The sequence below is a fragment of the Amaricoccus solimangrovi genome, from assembly GCF_006385685.1.
Taxonomy (GTDB): Bacteria; Pseudomonadota; Alphaproteobacteria; order Rhodobacterales; family Rhodobacteraceae; genus Amaricoccus; species Amaricoccus solimangrovi.
Genome location: NZ_VFRP01000008.1, coordinates 131,879 through 147,501 on the forward strand (window position 1 = coordinate 131,879; position 15,623 = coordinate 147,501).

Sequence of the window (15,623 nt, forward strand, 5' to 3'; positions counted from 1 at the left end):
CGCGGAATGCGAAACCGCGACGGCTCCGGCGGGTTTGTCCCCGAGAAACCCGCGACGGAGACACGCCATGCCGTTCGACGCATCCACCGGAAAGGAGAAGGTGGCCGTCCTCTACCGGATGGTCATGCCCGAGCACACATGCCCCTACGGGCTGAAATCGAAGGACCTGCTCGAGCATCAGGGCTACCGGGTCGAGGACCATCCGCTCCGCACCCATGAGGAAACCGAGGCCTTCAAGGCCGAGCATGGCGTCAAGACGACGCCGCAGACCTTCATCGGCGGGGAGCGGATCGGCGGTTACGACGATCTGCGCGAGCATTTCGGCGAGCATGTTCCCGGCGAGGACGAAACGAGCTACCGGCCGGTGATCGCGATCTTCGGCGTGGCCTTCCTGATGGCGCTCGCCTTCTCCTGGGCGGCCTATGGCAGTGTCGCGACGGTCCGGGCGGGCGAATGGTTCATCGCGATCTCGATGTGCCTGCTCGGGATCCAGAAGCTTCAGGACGTCGAGAGCTTCTCGACGATGTTCCTCAACTACGACCTGCTCGCCCGCCGCTGGGTGCGCTACGGCTATTTCTATCCCTATGCCGAGACGCTCGCGGGCGTGCTGATGATCGCGGGGGCCGCGACCTGGCTCTCCGCGCCGCTCGCGCTCTTCATTGGCGGCATCGGCGCGGTCTCGGTCTTCAAGGCGGTCTATGTCGACAAGCGCGAACTCAAATGCGCCTGCGTCGGCGGATCGAGCCGGGTTCCGCTCGGCTTCGTGTCGCTGACCGAGAACGTGATGATGGTCGCGATGGCGCTCTGGATGGGCATCCGCGCCCTGACCTGATGCCTCCCACGCCCCCGGCCTCCCCCGAGGGCGCGTCGGGGCGGCGCCTCAGCGCATCTGGAGGACGATGACCTGGCTGCTCGCCGGGTCGGTGGGCCCGCGCAGCTCCGCCACCGCCTCGGGCGCGACCGCGCCGCCCGAATTCCCCCAGGCGCTCCGGATGAAGGAGAGCACGTCGGCGATTTCCCGGTCGGAGAGCTGCGCGCGGAAGGGCGGCATCCGGTAGGCGTCGGGCACACCACCCGCGACCACCCGCGCCGAGCCGTTCAGGGTCACGTTGATCGCGGAGGCATCCTCGGGGGCGAGCGCGGAGACCGCCCCGGCGAGCGGCGGAATCCAGGGCGCGCGCCCGCGCCCGTCGGCGCCGTGGCAATAGGCGCATTTCGTGGCGTAGGTCTGGGCGCCCGGCACCTCGGCCCGGCGCGCGGGAGCGAGCGCCGCGGCCGAGGCGGGATCGTATTCCCAAGGGCTCCCGTCCCGCTCCGGATCGCCGGGCAGCGACTTGAGGTAATGGGCGATCGCGCGCAGATCCTCGTCGGTCAGGAACTGGGTCGAGTTGTTGAACGCGTCGGCCATCGAGCCGAAGACCACCGCGTGCGCGTTCCGGCCCTCCTTCAGGAAGGCGACCACGTCGGCCTCGCTCCACCGCCCGATCCCGGTGTTCGGGTCGTTCCTGAGGCTCGGCGCGTACCAGCCGTCGAGCAGCGCGCCGGAGAGATAGAGCGGGCTCGATTCGTCCAGCGCGCGTTCCTCCATCGCGGGACCGCGCGGCGTGTGGCAGCTTCCGCAATGGCCGGCCGACTGGACCAGATAGGCGCCCCGGTTCCAGAGCGCGTCCTCCGAGGTGCTCGCCTCGTAGACGCCGCCCTCGGTGAACATCATGTTCCAGAAGGCGAGCGGCCAGCGCTGATCCATCGGCCAGTCGATCCCGGAGGGGCGGTTGGGATGGTTCGCGGGTTCGACCGCCTCCATGAAATAGGTGTAGAGCGCGCGGACATCCTCGTCCGTGAGTTTCGCATAGGAGGGATAGGGCATCGCCGGATAGAGGCGGCGCCCGTCCGGCGTCACCCCGCTGCGCACCGCGCGGTCGAAATCGGCGAGGCTGTAGGCCCCGATGCCGGTCTCGGGATCGGGCGTAATGTTCGTCGCGAAGATCGACCCCATCGGCGTCGCCATCTCGAGCCCGCCCGAGAAGGGCGCGCCGTCCGGCAGGCTGTGGCAGGCGACGCAATCGCTCGCCCGCGCCACGTATTCGCCGCGCGCCACGAGATCCGGCGCGGCCGCGGATTTCTCCGCCGCCTCGAAGGGCGAGGCGGGGTGATGCTTCGCGAGCCAGACGCCGCCGGCCACGGCGGCGAGAAGGACGACGGCCGGAATGGCGAAACGCTTCTTCAACTCGGATTTCCGTTCTTGCTGTCCCGGCGCGGCGCGCGGGAATGGGCTGGCGCGTATCGGCTGGCATGCGCCCTCACCGCCCGGCGCCGGGCCGGGCGGTGAGGGCCGCGCGTCGTCAGCTTTCGAAGCTGAGGCGGGAGAGCGGCATGCGTCGCGCCCGCTGGCCGGTCAGATGCGAGACCGCGTTCGCGACCGCGGGGGGAACGGAGGGCAGCCCCGGCTCGCCGATCCCGCCCATCGGCGCGCCGCTCTCGACCACGCGGACATGCACGCGCGGCATCCGGTCCGGCGGCAGGATCGGATACATGTCGAAGTTGCGCGCGACCGGCTGGCCCTTCTCGTAGCGCGCCTCCTCGAGCAGGACCTGCGACAGGCCGAGCGCGACCGCCGAATTCACCTGCGCCTCGATGATCGCGGGGTTCACGATGCTGCCGGGATCGATCGCCTGCCAGAGGTCGTGCACCCGCACCTCGCCCTCCTCGATCGAGACCTCCGCGATCGAGGCCGCCTCGGAGCCGAAGGGCGAGGCCATCGCCACGCCCCGCGCCCGGCGCGATCCGTCCTCCGCCGTGAACGGCCCCCGGCGCCATCCGCCCGAGAGGTCGCCGACCGCCTTCAGCAGGTTCGTCAGCCGCTCGTTCCCGGCGAGCAGCCGCAGCCGCAGCTCGTAAGGATCCTGGCCGCCCTGGTCGGCCATCTCGTCGAAGAAGCTCTCGTAGAGGAAATCGTTCATCGAATGCCCGACCGAGCGCCAGTAGCCGAGCATCGTCGGGTTCTGGACATAGATCTGCGCGACGCGGACGTTCGGGATCGCATAGGCCTTGCCGGTCAGCCCCTCGGTCGCCATCGGGTCGAGCTTGCCGTCCTTGTCGCGGCCGGAGATCGCCTCGCTCGGCCCCTCGCAGGCGCTGACCGCCTCTAGCGCGAGCGGCAGGCCGTCGGCGTCGAGCGTGCCCCGGAACCGCGTCACCGCCATCGGACGCAGCCGGTCGCGCAGGAATTCCTCTTCCCGGCTCCAGATGACCTTGACCGGCCGCCCCACCGCCTTCGCGAGCGCGATCGCCTGCGGATAGGGATTCGAGGAGGGATAGAGGAAATGCCGGCCGAAGAAGCCGCCGAGCAGCGGCGAATGGACCCGCACCCGCGCCGGCTCGATCCCCGCCTGCTTGGCCGCGTCGGCCTGGAACATGTCGGGCGCCTGGTTCGGCACCCAGAGGTCGAGCGTTCCGTCGGGATTGAACCGCGCCAGCGTCGCCGGGGGTTCGAGCTGGGCGTGATTGACGAAGGGCGCGCGATAGGTCGCGCCGACCACCGTTTCGGCCTCGCCCAGAACCTTCGGCGCGTCGCCCTTCGCCTCGGCCTCCTCGCCGTCGCCGGGCGCGCGCTCGAGGGCGTCGCCGAAGGCGTCGGTGGAGAAATCGGCGGGCATGTGGCGCAGGTTCGGCTCCGGCGCGCCCTCGGGCTCGCGCCAGTCGACCTGCGCCGCCTCCGCCGCGCGTTTCGCATCCCACCAGCGTTCGGCCACGACCGCGACCGCGCCCGGCAGGTGGTGGACGGAATGCACGCCCTTCATCGCGCGAAGCTCGTCCTCGTTGCGGATCGTCCCGATCGTCATGCCGAGCCGGGGCGCGTGCTGGACGGCGGCGTGAAGCATGCCCTCCACCTGCGCGTCGATCGCGAAGACAGCCTTGCCGGTCGATTTCTCGTAGACGTCGAGCCGCTTCACCGGCTGGCGGATCCAGCGGAACTCGGCCGGATCGCGGAGGGTCACGCTCTCCGGATCGGGCACCGGCAGGTCGAGCGCCGCGGGCGCGAGCTCGCCATAGCCGAGCGACCGGCCCGAGGCGGCGTGGACCACCCGTCCCGGCTCGGTCGAGAGTTCGGAGACCGGCGCGCCAAGCTGGGCGGCGGCGGCGGTCATCAGCATCGCGCGGGCGAGCGCGCCGAGGCGGCGCATCGCGGCGTAGCTGGTGCGCACAGAGAGGCTCCCCCCGGTGATCCGGAAGCCGGGCATGCCCTCCATCACCTGGTAGTCGGCGCCCGGAGGCGCGTTCTCGACCACGAAGGTCGCGGGATCGGCGTCGAGTTCCTCGCCGACGATCTGGGCCATCGCGGTGAAGACGCCCTGACCGCCCTCGACGAAGGGACTGAGCAGGCGCACCGTCCCGTCCGGGCGGATCTCGAGGAAGGCGGGCACGCGGGTGCCCGGCGCCATCGCCTCCTGGGCGCGCGCCCGGCTCCCGGGCAGGCCGAGGCCGAGCACGAGGGATCCCGCGGCCGCGCCGGAGGAGGCGAGCAGGAAGCCGCGGCGCGACAGGTTGACCGGACCGCCGGAGAGTTCGGGCCGGGTGAGGGTCCTGTTCGAGAGATCGCCCATCAGCCCCGCTCCCCGCCGTCCGCCAGATCGGCCATCGCCGCCTTGATCGCATTGTAGGTGCCGCAGCGGCAGAGGTTGACCATCACGGCGGCGATCTCCTCCTCCGACGGGTTCGGGCTTTCCCTGAGCAGCGCGGTCGCGGCCATCACCTGCCCGGACTGGCAGTAGCCACATTGCGGCACCTGATGCGCGACCCAGGCCTCGACGACGCGCCGGCCGGTCTCGTCCGCCTCGATCGCCTCGATCGTCGTGATCTCGCTGCCCTCGACGCTGTCGACCGGGGTGACGCAGGAGCGCGTCACCACACCGTCGACGAGGACCGAGCAGGCGCCGCATTGCGCGATGCCGCAACCGTATTTCGTGCCGGTGAGACCGAGTTCGTCCCGGATCACCCAGAGGAGCGGCGTATCGCCCTCCGACTGGACCGAATAGGTCTCCCGGTTGATCCGAAGTTCCATGACACGTCTCCCAATCACTGTCTTCCGGGTCGGCGCGCGAATGGCGGCGGCGAGACGCCGGCCCGCGGGAAAACTAGCGCCGGAGGCCGGACGGGCAAGCATATTCTGACGCGCGGGGTACGTTTCGCTTCCGCGGGAAACCACCCCTCGCCGTCCGCCGCGACCGGTGCTAACTGGAGGCGACGCGCGCGGACGGCGCCCTGCGGGCACGGCGCGCCCGGGGCCAGCCGACGCGGAAACCAGAGCGGGGGACACCATGACCGAGACATCCGGACATCAGGCCGAACGCAACTTCGTCGAGCGGAGCGAGCTTCTCGTCGCACCGGAACTCGCGACCTTCATCGAGGCCGAGGCGCTGCCCGGAACGGGGATCGAGGCCGGGGCCTTCTGGGCCGGCTTCTCCGCGCTCGCCCACGACCTCGGCCCGCGCAACCGGGCGCTGCTCGCCAGGCGCGAGGCGCTGCAGTCGCAGATCGACGACTGGCACATCGCGCGCCGGGGCCAGCCGCATGACCGCGACGCGTACAAGGCCTTTTTGACCGAGATCGGCTACCTGCTGCCCGAGGGCGAGGATTTCACCATCGACACCGAGAATGTCGATCCCGAGATCGCGACGGTTCCGGGACCGCAACTCGTGGTGCCGATCACCAACGCGCGGTTCGCCCTCAACGCCGCCAATGCGCGCTGGGGCAGCCTCTACGACGGCCTCTACGGCACCGATGCGATGGGGGGCCTTCCGGCGCCCGGCGGATACGACCGGGGCCGGGGCGCGCGCGTCGTGGCGCGCGCGCGGGTCTTCCTCGACGAGGCCTTCCCGGTCGAGGGGACGAGCCACGCCGACGCGCGGCGCTATCACGTGCATCAGGGCGCGCTGCTCGTCGATGACATGCCCCTCGCCCAGCCGGAGAAGTTCGTCGGCTACCGCGGCCACCCCCGCGCGCCCGAGTCGGTCCTCCTGCGCAACAACGGCCTCCATGTCGAGCTCGTCTTCGACCGGACGCATTCGATCGGCGCGCGCGACCAGGCCGGCCTCGCGGACGTGCGGCTCGAGAGCGCGATCTCGGCGATCATGGATTGCGAGGATTCCGTCGCCTGCGTCGACGCCGAGGACAAGGTCGCGGCCTATCGCAACTGGCTCGGCCTGATGCGGGGCGATCTCGCGGAGACCTTCGAGAAGGGCGGGCGCGAGATGACGCGGCGGCTCAGCCCCGACCCGACCTTCACCGCGCCGGACGGAAGCGCCTTCTCCGTCAAGGGCCGCGCGCTGATGCTCGTGCGCGACGTCGGCCACCTGATGACCAACCCCGCGATCCTCGACCGGAACGGCGACGAGATCTTCGAGGGGCTGATGGATGCGATGATCACCACGCTGATCGCGCTCCACGACCTGCGAAAGACCGAGGGGCCGCGCAACTCGCACGCCGGCTCGGTCTACGTGGTGAAGCCGAAGATGCACGGTCCCGAGGAGGTCGCCTTCGCCGACGAGACCTTCACCCGCGTCGAGACCGTGCTGGGCCTGCCCGCGAACACGGTCAAGATCGGCGTGATGGACGAGGAGCGTCGCACCTCGGTCAACCTCAAGGAATGCATCCGCGCCGCGCGCCACCGGCTCGTCTTCATCAACACCGGCTTCCTCGACCGCACCGGCGACGAGATCCATACCTCGATGGAGGCCGGCCCGTTCAGCCGCAAGGACTTCATCCGGCGCAAGGGCTGGATCACCGCCTACGAGAACCAGAACGTCGACATCGGCCTCGAATGCGGCCTCTCGGGCAAGGCGCAGATCGGCAAGGGCATGTGGGCGATGCCCGACAAGATGGCGGCCATGCTGGAGGCGAAGGTCGAGCATCCGAAGGCGGGCGCGAACTGCGCCTGGGTGCCGAGCCCGACGGCGGCGACGCTGCACGCGCTGCATTATCACCGGATCGACGTCTTCGCGGTTCAGGCCGTGCTCGCGAAGGGCGGGCGGCGCGCCTATGTGGAATCGCTGCTCGAGATCCCGCTCGCGAGCTATCGCAAATGGACGCGGAGCCAGATCGAGCGCGAGGTGGAGAACAACGCGCAAGGCATCCTCGGCTATGTGGTGCGCTGGATCGATCAGGGCATCGGCTGCTCCAAGGTGCCCGACATCAACGACGTCGGCCTGATGGAGGACCGCGCCACCTGCCGCATCTCGGCCCAGCACATCGCGAACTGGCTGCACCACGGGGTGGTGAGCAAGGACGAGGTGATGGAGATCATGAAGCGGATGGCCGGGGTCGTCGACCGCCAGAACGCCGGCGATCCCGCCTATGTCCCGATGGCGCCCGGTTTCGACGGGATCGCCTTCAGGGCCGCCTGCGATCTGGTCTTCGAAGGCCGGGTCCAGCCCGCGGGCTATACCGAGCCGATCCTCCACGCCCGGCGCCGCGAACTGAAGGCGCACAGCCAGCGCCGCTGAGACGCGGACTTGAAGGAATCACGCGCCCGTGCTAGCTGCTCGGGCGTAAAGGCATCGCCGGGAGAAGGCGGGGCGACCCGCCGCCGAAGGAGCAACCGCGCCCCGGAAACTCTCAGGTCCAAGGACCGGCGATGTCTCAACACTCCGGAAAGCGGCCGGGAGGCCCACCGAAGGAGAAAGCCCGGAAGCCACCCGGGTGAAACTCTCAGGTCCAAGGCACGGAGGGGGCGCGGCGGCGGAATGCCGCGAGCCCTGGAGTGTGCCCAATGACCACCATCGCCGTGATCGGCGCCGGCGTGACCGGCCTGACGACCGCCTATGAACTGCTGGACCGCGGCTTCGAGGTGACGGTCTTCGACCGCCACCGCTACGCCGCGATGGAGACGAGCTTCGCCAACGGCGGCCAGCTCTCCGCCTCGAACGCCGAGACCTGGACGCAGTGGGGCACGGTGCTGAAGGGCCTGAAGTGGATGCTTCAGACCGACGCGCCGCTGCTCGTCAACCCCGCCCCCACCCTGCACAAGATGCGCTGGATGGCGGAGTTCCTCTCCAACATCCCCTCCTATCGCGCGAACACGGTCGAGACGGTCCGCCTCGCCATCGCCGCGCGCGCGGTGCTCTTCGAGATGGCGGCGCGCGAGGGGATCGACTTCGACCTCGAGCGCCGGGGCATCCTGCACTTCTATTCGGAGCGCAAGGATCTCGCGCATGCGCGCCGCGTCAACGCGATGCTGGCCGAGGGCGGGCTCGAGCGGCGGGAGCTGACCCCCGCGGAGATCCGCGAGGTGGAGCCCGCGCTCCACGGTGAGTTCGTCGGCGGCTTCCTGACCGGGAGCGACAGCTCCGGCGACATCCACAAGTTCACCACCGGCCTCGCCCGCGCCTGCGCCCGCCGGGGCGCGAGCCTCCGCTTCGGGACCGATGTAGAGGGCGTCGCGGCCGTCGAGGGCGGCGTGCGCGTGAACGCGGGCGGGCGTGAGGAAGCCTTCGACGCGGTGGTCGTCTCCGCCGGCGTCCGCAGCCGGGCGATCGCCGCGGCGCTCGGCGACAGGGTGAACATCTATCCGGTGAAGGGCTATTCGATCACCGTCCAGCTCGACGACCCCGAAAGCCAGGCGGCCGCGCCCTGGATCAGCCTGCTCGACGACCGCTCCAAGATCGTCGCTAGCCGCTTCGGCGCCGACCGTTTCCGCGTCGCCGGCACGGCCGAGTTCAACGGCGCGAACCGCGACATCCGCGCCGACCGCGTCCAGCCGCTGGTGGAATGGTGCGAGAAGCATTTCCCCGGCGTCTCGACCGAACATGCGATCCCCTGGGCGGGCCTCCGGCCGATGACGCCCTCGATGCTGCCGCGCGTCGGGCGCGGCCGGCGGAGGGGCGTGTTCTACAACACCGGCCACGGCCATCTCGGCTGGACGCTCTCGGCCGCCACCGCCCGGCTCGTGGCCGAGAGCGTGGCGGCGGAATTCGCGCCCCGCGCCGTCGCGGCCCCGCGCCCCGCGCTCGCCGTCGCCTAGGGCGCGGCGCCCGCGGGCGTGGCACGGGAGTGAAAACGCCGCGCCGGAAACCGGCGCGGCGCGTCCGATAATCTCAGCCGCGGCGTGCTAGTTTTCCGGCTTTCCACTCTGCTCCGCCGCCGGCGTCTTGCCACCCTCCCCCTCGATCTCATGGGTCTCCTCGCCGGCCACCAGGGTTCCCCGGCGCGGCTCCGGAGGGCTGCCGGGCTGGTCGGGCGCCCCGGATTCGATCTCGTGGGTCTCTTCCCCGGCCACGATCGTGGCGTGCTGGAGTGCGCCCGAGGCTTCTCCGGGCGTCTTGCGGTCCGGTCCTGTCCCGTTGCTCATTGAATATCGCTCCTGTCCTGAGGATCGCGGCCCTGGCCGCGCTTCGTCTCTCTGAAAACCCCGCTCGGGCCGGGTCGTTCCCGGCGACGCGGCGCGCGCGCGCCGCCGGGTAGGACCTCACTTCGCGGACATCGCCTCGCGCGCCGCGGCGCTGGTGCGCGCCCAGTAGCGGAGCTGACGGCAGAGCTTCACGAAATCCTCCGCGTCGCCCGGCTTGCCGAGGAGCAGGAAGCCGTCGTCGGGCGTGGCGCCCGCCTGATCGAGCAGCGGCCGCGCGGTCTCGGCGAAAGCGATGAACTTCGCATGGGCGAAGGCGTCGGCGACGAAGTCGCGCGCGGCCGGATCGCCGGAGAGCCGCGCCGCGCCCTCCTTCGACACCAGGAGCGCCACCGCGTCGTAGAGGACCGAGGGGCCGCCGGCGAGCTTCTGCTTCGCGGCGTGGACCTTGCCCGCGTCATCCGCCGCGCCGCCGACCTCCGGCGCGACCAGTTCGACCATCGCCCCTTCGGCCTTGGCGGCGCTCTCGATCCCTTTCAGGAGGGCGGCGTCGAATCCGTCGGTGATCAGCACGCCGATCTTGCGCCCCCTGAAGCTCTCGGGACCGTTGCGCAGGATGCTGAGCTTCGGCGAAGGCGGCAGCCCCTCCACGACCGGCCGCGCCGGATCCGCCGCGTCCGGCATGTCGCGGAGGCCGAGGCCCTCGGCCACGCCCTTCGCCAGCCCCTCGTCGATCACGCGCAGATGCGCGACGACGCGGGCGCGGACCGCGGGCGTCTCGACCTTCGAGAGTTCGAAGACCAACGCGTCGCGCATGTGCCCCTGCTCCACCGGCGTCTGGCTCGCGTAGAACTGCCGCGCCTGGCTGTAGTGATCGGCGAAGAGCTCGGGCCGCATCCGGAGCTTCTCCCCCTCCTCTCGCGCGGGATAGGTCCGGAAGCCGCCCTTCGGATCCTCGCGCGGCCCCTCTCCCCAGGAGTTCGGCTCGTAATTCGCCCGGCCCTTCGGGTTGTGGAAGGCCATATGGCCGTCCTGCTGGAAGTGATGGAACGGACAGCGCGGCGCATTCACCGGCAGATGGGTGAAATTGGGCGAGCCGAGCCGCTTCAGCTGCGTGTCGAGATAGGAGAAGTTGCGTCCCTGCAGCAGCGGGTCGTTGGTGAAGTCGATGCCCGGGACGATGTTGTTGGTCTGGAAGGCCACCTGCTCGGTCTCGGCGAAGAAATTGTCGACGCAGCGGTCGAGCACCAGCCGCCCGACGATGCGCACCGGCACCTCCTCCTCGGGGATGATCTTGGTCGCGTCGAGGACGTCGAACGGGAATTTTTCGGCGAATTCCTCGTCGAAGAGCTGCACGCCCAGTTCCCATTCCGGGAAGTCGCCCATCTGGATCGCGTCCCAGAGATCGCGGCGGTGGAAATCGGGATCGGCGCCGTTGAGCTTCACCGCCTCGTTCCAGACCACCGACTGCAGCCCCTGCTTCGGCTTCCAGTGGAACTTCACGAAGGTCGACTTCCCCTCGGCGTTCACGAAGCGGAAGGTGTGGACGCCGAAGCCTTCCATGAAGCGGAAGGAGCGCGGGATCGCGCGGTCGGACATGATCCACATGACCATGTGCATCGACTCGGGCGTCAGTGAGATGAAGTCCCAGAAATTGTCGTGCGCGGTCTGGGCCTGCGGGAAGCCGCGGTCGGGTTCCTGCTTCGCGGAATGGATCAGGTCGGGGAACTTGATCGCGTCCTGGATGAAGAAGACCGGAATGTTGTTGCCGACGAGATCCCAGTTGCCCTGCTTCGTGTAGAGCTTCACCGCGAAGCCGCGCACGTCGCGGGCGAGATCGGCGGAGCCCTTGTTGCCGGCGACGGTCGAGAAGCGGACGAAGGCCTCGGTCTTCTCGCCCTTGCGCTGGAAGATGTCGGCCATCGTCACGTCCTCGAGCGTGTCGAGCGTCTCGAAATAGCCGTGGGCGCCGAAGCCCCGCGCATGGACGACGCGCTCGGGGATGCGCTCGTGGTCGAAATGGAAGATCTTTTCCCTGAAGTGGAAATCCTCCATCAGGGTCGGCCCGGGCGCGCCGACCTTGAGCGAGTTCTGGTCGTCGGAGACGGGGGTGCCCTGCTGCGTGGTCAGGACCGTCGTGTCGCCCCCGGCGGTCTGATGGTATTCACCGCCCCGGCCCCGCTCGATCTCGAGATCGGCGAGGCGGGTTTTCTCGTGGCTGTCCTGGGTCAAATCGACTGCTCCATCGGCTTGGCTTCGCGGCCCCGCTCCCTCGGGGGCGGGTTTCAATGGCAGTCCAACCCGACACTTCCCGCGGGGTTCCAAAGGCGCCGGCCAGATGGCGCGCGTCCGCGCATGGCTCACCGGGGCGCCGCGCTCTCCGCCGCGCCCTCGGCGACGAGGCGGAAGGCCTCCGCCAGCCCCGCGCCGCGAAGCGCGCGGCCGAGGCGGTCGGCGTAATGGGTGCGGACGTGGCTGGCGTGGAAGCTGTTCGGTGCCACCAGCACCAGCGCGCCGGCGCTCTCTCCGCCAGCCCGCAACGGCTCGAACCAGTTCGCGAAGAGGGCGGGATCCTCGTCGCGCAGAAGCCGCCGCGCGGCGGCCCAGGGCGCGGCGGTCCCCGCTTCCTCCTCCGGCGCCGGGGCATCGGCGCGCGGGAACGGGACGACATTCGCGCCGCCCCCGGGATCCGCGAGGGCGCGCATCCGCGCGTCGAAATCGCTGCCGACACGGGGCCAGGCCTCCCGCGTCGCCGCGCGGATCCGCTCGAGGTCGAGCGCGTAGCTCGCCACCCTGCCCCGCCGCGCCGGTGTCTCGAGCGTGATCCAGCCGAGGTCGCGGAACCGCGCCATCTCGCGCTTCACGGTGCGTTCGTCCACCGCCCAGAGCCGGGCGATCTCGCGCTGGCCGACGTGGAGGATCCCGCGCCGCCAGTCGTAACGGGCGGTGACGAGCGTGATGAAGCGCAGCGTCATGCGCTGGGTTCCCGCCGCGCCGCCGAGCGCGTGGCAGCCGAGCGCGGTCAGCAGATCGTATTTGAGACTGGCGGCCTCCGGTCCGGCCAGCGTCCTCGCCCGCATGTGTTCCGTCCTTCGCTGGCCGGGGTTTCCCGGCCCGGTGTTCCTGCTCGATGCGCGGCGCTTGTGATTCTCAACGCTATTGGCCGCCTCGGTCGAATTAACGTCCTGCCTCGCGATTCTGTCAAGGGACTGATGTTCAGGGCAGGCGCCGCCGGGAGCGCCCGCCTTCTTCCCTGAAAGAAAAGGTATCATGGTATTGGGGGACACCCAGAACGTCCCTCTGAATGGCGATTTTGTCCCCCCATCCCTGGCGGGCGCGACCGTGATGACCCCCAATATCTGGAGGCGCCGCCGCGGCCGGGCTGAATCGGCCGCCCAGGCACGCTACGCGCGCCGGAAGTGTTTGCGTCGAAGCGGAGATCAACGTATTTCTGCGATTGGCAGGAAACAACGTCCGCGAAAAGACGAAGGCAGGCGAAATGTACACACATAGCGATCTGGCGGCGCTGCAGGCGCAGTCGCTCAAGATGCAGGGCTGGATCCGACGGCAGACCTTCAGTCCCGAACTCGAGAAGACGCTGCGGCGGTTCTCGAGCTGGGAGGTGGCGGAGCTGGTGTTCCGGATCAACCAGTCGACCTTCCGCGGCCGGCTGGCGGCGGAGCCGGGCCTGCCCGCGGGCGAGGTGGAGGAGGACGGGCGCCAGCGGTGGTTCTCGCTCGACGAGATCAACGATCTGCGCCGGCGGATGAAGGTCAACCGCCGCAGCCTGATGCCGCCCCGGCCGAAGGGCAAGCGCGCGCTTCGCGCGGCGATCGCGAATTTCAAGGGCGGCGCGGGCAAGTCCACGGTGGCGCTCCATTTCGCCCACGCCGCCGCGCTCGACGGCTACCGGGTGCTGGTGGTGGATTTCGATCCGCAGGCGACGCTCAGCCATTCGATGGGGTTGACCGATGTCAGCGAGGAGCACACGGTCTGGGGCATCCTCGCGCGCGACCTGATCAACGAGACCGACCGGATGAACGCGGCGCCCCAGGGGGCGGAGAGCGGGACCGCCCTGCCCCGGCGCCGGCTCCCGGCCTCGATCCGCGACCTCGGCCTCGCGGAGCTTCGCGTCAACGACTTCCTGAAACCCACCGCCTGGTCGACGATCGACATCATTCCCTCCTGCGCCAACGCCGCCTTCGTCGAATTCGCGAGCGCGCAGTACCGGCACCTGAATCCGGAATGGTCGTTCTTCGCCGCCGTGTCGCGCTACCTCGACCATCTGCCCGACGACGCCTACGACCTCATCATCTTCGACTGCCCGCCGGCGATCGGCTACCAGTCGATGAACGCCGTCTTCGCCGCGGACGTGCTCTACATCCCCTCCGGACCCGGCTACTGGGAATACGATTCCACGACGAGCTTCATCGGCCAGCTCGCCGAGGCGCTGGAGGATCTGTCGGCGGGGTTCGGGGAAACCTTCCCCGCGGGGAAGATCGCGCTGCCCAAGGCCTTCGCCGACGTGAAGTTCCTGCTGACGCGCTACGAGCCGGCCAACGATCTGCACAAGGCGATGCTCGAGGCCTTCCGCAAGGTCTTCGGCGACCGCGTGACCGAGAGTCCGATCGAGATGACGCGGGCGGTGGAGCAGTCGGGCCGGTTCCTCTGCTCGGTCTACGAGATCGACTACCGCGACATGACGCGCGAGACCTGGCGGCGCGCGCGCGGCAGTTTCGACACCGCCTACGCGGAATTCAAGCAGGTCTGCGTCGCGGCGTGGGACAAGGTGGAGGCACGCGCATGAGGAAGCGCCGGATCTTCGATCTCGACATGCCGGAGGAGCCCGAGGCGGCGCCGGACGCGGCGCCGGGGGTGGCGGAAACCTTCCCCGCGGGGAAGGTGACGACGGAGAAGGCGCCGCGGCGGCGGGGTCCGATGGCGACGGCGGTTCATGAGAACGCCGAGGCGCTGCGGGCGCGGGCCGAGGCCGAGGCCGCGATCCGCGCCGAGAACGACGCGCTCGCGGGCGAACTGGTGCGGCTCCGGGGGCTCGGCCTCATCGTCGACCTGATCCCGCTCGATGCGATCGACGCGACCAAGCTCGCGCGTGACCGGATGCCGGGCGAGGATCTCGAACTCGCCGAACTGAAGGCCTCGATCCGCGACATCGGCCTTTCGAATCCGATACGGGTCGAGCCGGCGGGGCAGGGGCGCTACGAACTGATCCAGGGCATGCGGCGGCTGACCGCGTTCCGCGAACTGCGGGCCGAAACCGGGGAGAAGCGCTACGCCGCCATTCCGGCCGGGCTGATGACCGATGCCGAGGGGCTCGACCAGCTCTACCGGCGGATGGTGGACGAGAACATGGTCCGCAAGGACATCTCCTTCATGGAGATGGCGACGATGGCGCGCGACTATGCCCGCGACCCGGGAACCGCCTGCGACGATCCGGAGAAGGCGGTGGCGATCCTGTTCCAGAGCGCGGGCTATCAGAAGCGCAGCTACATCCGCGCCTTCCTGACGCTGGTCGATCTGCTGGGCGACGTGCTGGAATATCCGCGCGAACTGCCGCGCGGCCTCGGGCTCGATCTGCGCCGGCGTCTCGACGCGGAGCCGGGGATCGTGGCGGAGATCCGCGCCGAACTGGCGGCGCGGGAGGACCGGACGGCGGAGGGCGAACTTGGCGTGCTGCGCCGCTGGGCCGGGGCGGGGGAGGGGGGCGAAACCTTCCCCGCGGGGAAGAAACCGGCGGTCGCGCCCCGGCCCGCGCGCAAGGCGCGGATGACCTTCGAGGTGCCCCGGGCCGAGGGGCCGGCGAAATGCACCGCCGCCAACGGCCGGCTGGAGATCCGCCTCGCGCTCGATTTCTCCACCATCGACCGGCGCCGGCTGGAGGAGGCGGTGCGCCGGATGCTGGATCAGGTGAAGTGAGAGGTGGCCTCATGTAAGCCACTGATATAATTTAAAAAAGTGAGGATTCCGAGCCCGTGCGCGAGCCTTGGCGCCGGCCGTCGCTCAGCCGAGATAGGCGAGGCCCCCGAGCGCGAAGAGGATGCCGAGCCAGGCGAAGGCGGCGATGGCGACGACGCGGAGCAGGCCCGTATCCTCGCGCAGATGCATGAAGACCCAGAAGATCAGCGCCGCCTTGGCCGCGGCGATGCCGATCCCGGCCGCGAGGCTCGGCGGCCCGACGAGGAGGAAGCTCGCCGCCACCGTCAGCGCGAGCAGGAGGAGCAGCGCGGCCCAGGTCAGGACGAGGAGGCGGGTGACGGACATG

At 69.8% G+C, this 15,623-nt stretch carries 12 protein-coding genes and 1 riboswitch; of the genes, 5 read left to right on the plus strand and 7 right to left on the minus strand.

Annotated elements, in window-relative coordinates; genetic code table 11:
• The first annotated feature begins 67 nt into the window (after nt 1-67).
• Nucleotides 68-832 (plus strand): MauE/DoxX family redox-associated membrane protein, encoded by a 765-nt coding sequence (locus FJM51_RS10410; protein WP_140454067.1) that lies wholly within the window; start codon nt 68-70, stop codon nt 830-832.
• A gap of 48 nt (nt 833-880) precedes the next feature.
• Here FJM51_RS10410 and FJM51_RS10415 read toward each other — a convergent pair whose 3' ends face one another.
• From FJM51_RS10415 to FJM51_RS10425, 3 genes are all read right to left on the minus strand, one after another.
• Nucleotides 881-2,227 carry a c-type cytochrome gene (locus FJM51_RS10415; RefSeq protein ID WP_140454068.1) on the minus strand — a complete coding sequence of 449 codons (1,347 nt, stop codon included), beginning with the start codon at nt 2,225-2,227 and terminating at the stop codon, nt 881-883.
• Between the two features lie 115 nt (nt 2,228-2,342).
• Nucleotides 2,343-4,604: a xanthine dehydrogenase family protein molybdopterin-binding subunit gene (locus tag FJM51_RS10420; protein ID WP_140454069.1), complete on the minus strand. Its 2,262-nt coding sequence runs from the start codon at nt 4,602-4,604 to the stop codon at nt 2,343-2,345.
• Nucleotides 4,604-5,062: a (2Fe-2S)-binding protein gene (locus FJM51_RS10425; protein WP_140454070.1), complete on the minus strand. Its 459-nt coding sequence runs from the start codon at nt 5,060-5,062 to the stop codon at nt 4,604-4,606. Before FJM51_RS10425 ends, FJM51_RS10420 begins: the two co-directional genes overlap by 1 nt.
• A 256-nt stretch (nt 5,063-5,318) precedes the next feature.
• Between FJM51_RS10425 and FJM51_RS10430 the strand changes: the two genes are divergently transcribed.
• Nucleotides 5,319-7,502: a malate synthase G gene (locus FJM51_RS10430; RefSeq protein ID WP_140454071.1), complete on the plus strand. Its 2,184-nt coding sequence runs from the start codon at nt 5,319-5,321 to the stop codon at nt 7,500-7,502.
• 48 nt (nt 7,503-7,550) lie between these two features.
• Nucleotides 7,551-7,640: riboswitch (glycine riboswitch) on the plus strand.
• Nucleotides 7,641-7,768: 128 nt separating this feature from the next.
• A complete protein-coding gene (locus FJM51_RS10435; protein ID WP_140454072.1) occupies nt 7,769-9,019 on the plus strand; it encodes a D-amino acid dehydrogenase in 1,251 nt (416 codons plus the stop codon).
• Nucleotides 9,020-9,106: 87 nt separating this feature from the next.
• On the opposite strand, the gene FJM51_RS10440 is transcribed toward FJM51_RS10435, so the two are convergent.
• The 3 genes from FJM51_RS10440 to FJM51_RS10450 form a co-directional block, all read right to left on the minus strand.
• Complete coding sequence (locus FJM51_RS10440; RefSeq protein WP_140454073.1) at nt 9,107-9,346, minus strand: hypothetical protein; 240 nt, start codon at nt 9,344-9,346, stop codon at nt 9,107-9,109.
• Nucleotides 9,347-9,463: 117 nt separating this feature from the next.
• Nucleotides 9,464-11,575, minus strand: a complete 2,112-nt coding sequence (locus FJM51_RS10445; protein WP_140454074.1) for a catalase — start codon at nt 11,573-11,575, stop codon at nt 9,464-9,466.
• Between the two features lie 128 nt (nt 11,576-11,703).
• Nucleotides 11,704-12,423: a DnaA N-terminal domain-containing protein gene (locus FJM51_RS10450; protein ID WP_140454075.1), complete on the minus strand. Its 720-nt coding sequence runs from the start codon at nt 12,421-12,423 to the stop codon at nt 11,704-11,706.
• Nucleotides 12,424-12,842: 419 nt separating this feature from the next.
• Between FJM51_RS10450 and FJM51_RS10455 the strand changes: the two genes are divergently transcribed.
• Together FJM51_RS10455 and FJM51_RS10460 are read left to right on the plus strand one after the other, a co-directional pair.
• Nucleotides 12,843-14,150 (plus strand): AAA family ATPase, encoded by a 1,308-nt coding sequence (locus FJM51_RS10455; protein WP_140454076.1) that lies wholly within the window; start codon nt 12,843-12,845, stop codon nt 14,148-14,150.
• The gene (locus FJM51_RS10460) at nt 14,147-15,277 is read left to right on the plus strand and encodes a ParB/RepB/Spo0J family partition protein (protein ID WP_140454077.1); all 1,131 of its coding nucleotides are present in this window, start codon (nt 14,147-14,149) and stop codon (nt 15,275-15,277) included. Before FJM51_RS10455 ends, FJM51_RS10460 begins: the two co-directional genes overlap by 4 nt.
• 84 nt (nt 15,278-15,361) lie before the next feature.
• On the opposite strand, the gene FJM51_RS10465 is transcribed toward FJM51_RS10460, so the two are convergent.
• Nucleotides 15,362-15,622, minus strand: coding sequence for a cytochrome C oxidase subunit IV family protein (locus tag FJM51_RS10465; RefSeq protein ID WP_140454078.1), 261 nt, complete (start codon nt 15,620-15,622; stop codon nt 15,362-15,364).
• Nucleotide 15,623 lies beyond the last annotated feature (1 nt).

Coding starts and splice junctions, on each gene's coding strand:
- FJM51_RS10410 (WP_140454067.1), top strand. CDS start 68: ATGCCGTTCGACGCATCCACCGGAAAGGAGAAGGTGGCCGTCCTCTAC.
- FJM51_RS10420 (WP_140454069.1), bottom strand. CDS start 4,604: ATGGGCGATCTCTCGAACAGGACCCTCACCCGGCCCGAACTCTCCGGC.
- FJM51_RS10425 (WP_140454070.1), bottom strand. CDS start 5,062: ATGGAACTTCGGATCAACCGGGAGACCTATTCGGTCCAGTCGGAGGGC.
- FJM51_RS10430 (WP_140454071.1), top strand. CDS start 5,319: ATGACCGAGACATCCGGACATCAGGCCGAACGCAACTTCGTCGAGCGG.
- FJM51_RS10435 (WP_140454072.1), top strand. CDS start 7,769: ATGACCACCATCGCCGTGATCGGCGCCGGCGTGACCGGCCTGACGACC.
- FJM51_RS10440 (WP_140454073.1), bottom strand. CDS start 9,346: ATGAGCAACGGGACAGGACCGGACCGCAAGACGCCCGGAGAAGCCTCG.
- FJM51_RS10450 (WP_140454075.1), bottom strand. CDS start 12,423: ATGCGGGCGAGGACGCTGGCCGGACCGGAGGCCGCCAGTCTCAAATAC.
- FJM51_RS10455 (WP_140454076.1), top strand. CDS start 12,843: ATGTACACACATAGCGATCTGGCGGCGCTGCAGGCGCAGTCGCTCAAG.
- FJM51_RS10460 (WP_140454077.1), top strand. CDS start 14,147: ATGAGGAAGCGCCGGATCTTCGATCTCGACATGCCGGAGGAGCCCGAG.
- FJM51_RS10465 (WP_140454078.1), bottom strand. CDS start 15,622: ATGTCCGTCACCCGCCTCCTCGTCCTGACCTGGGCCGCGCTGCTCCTC.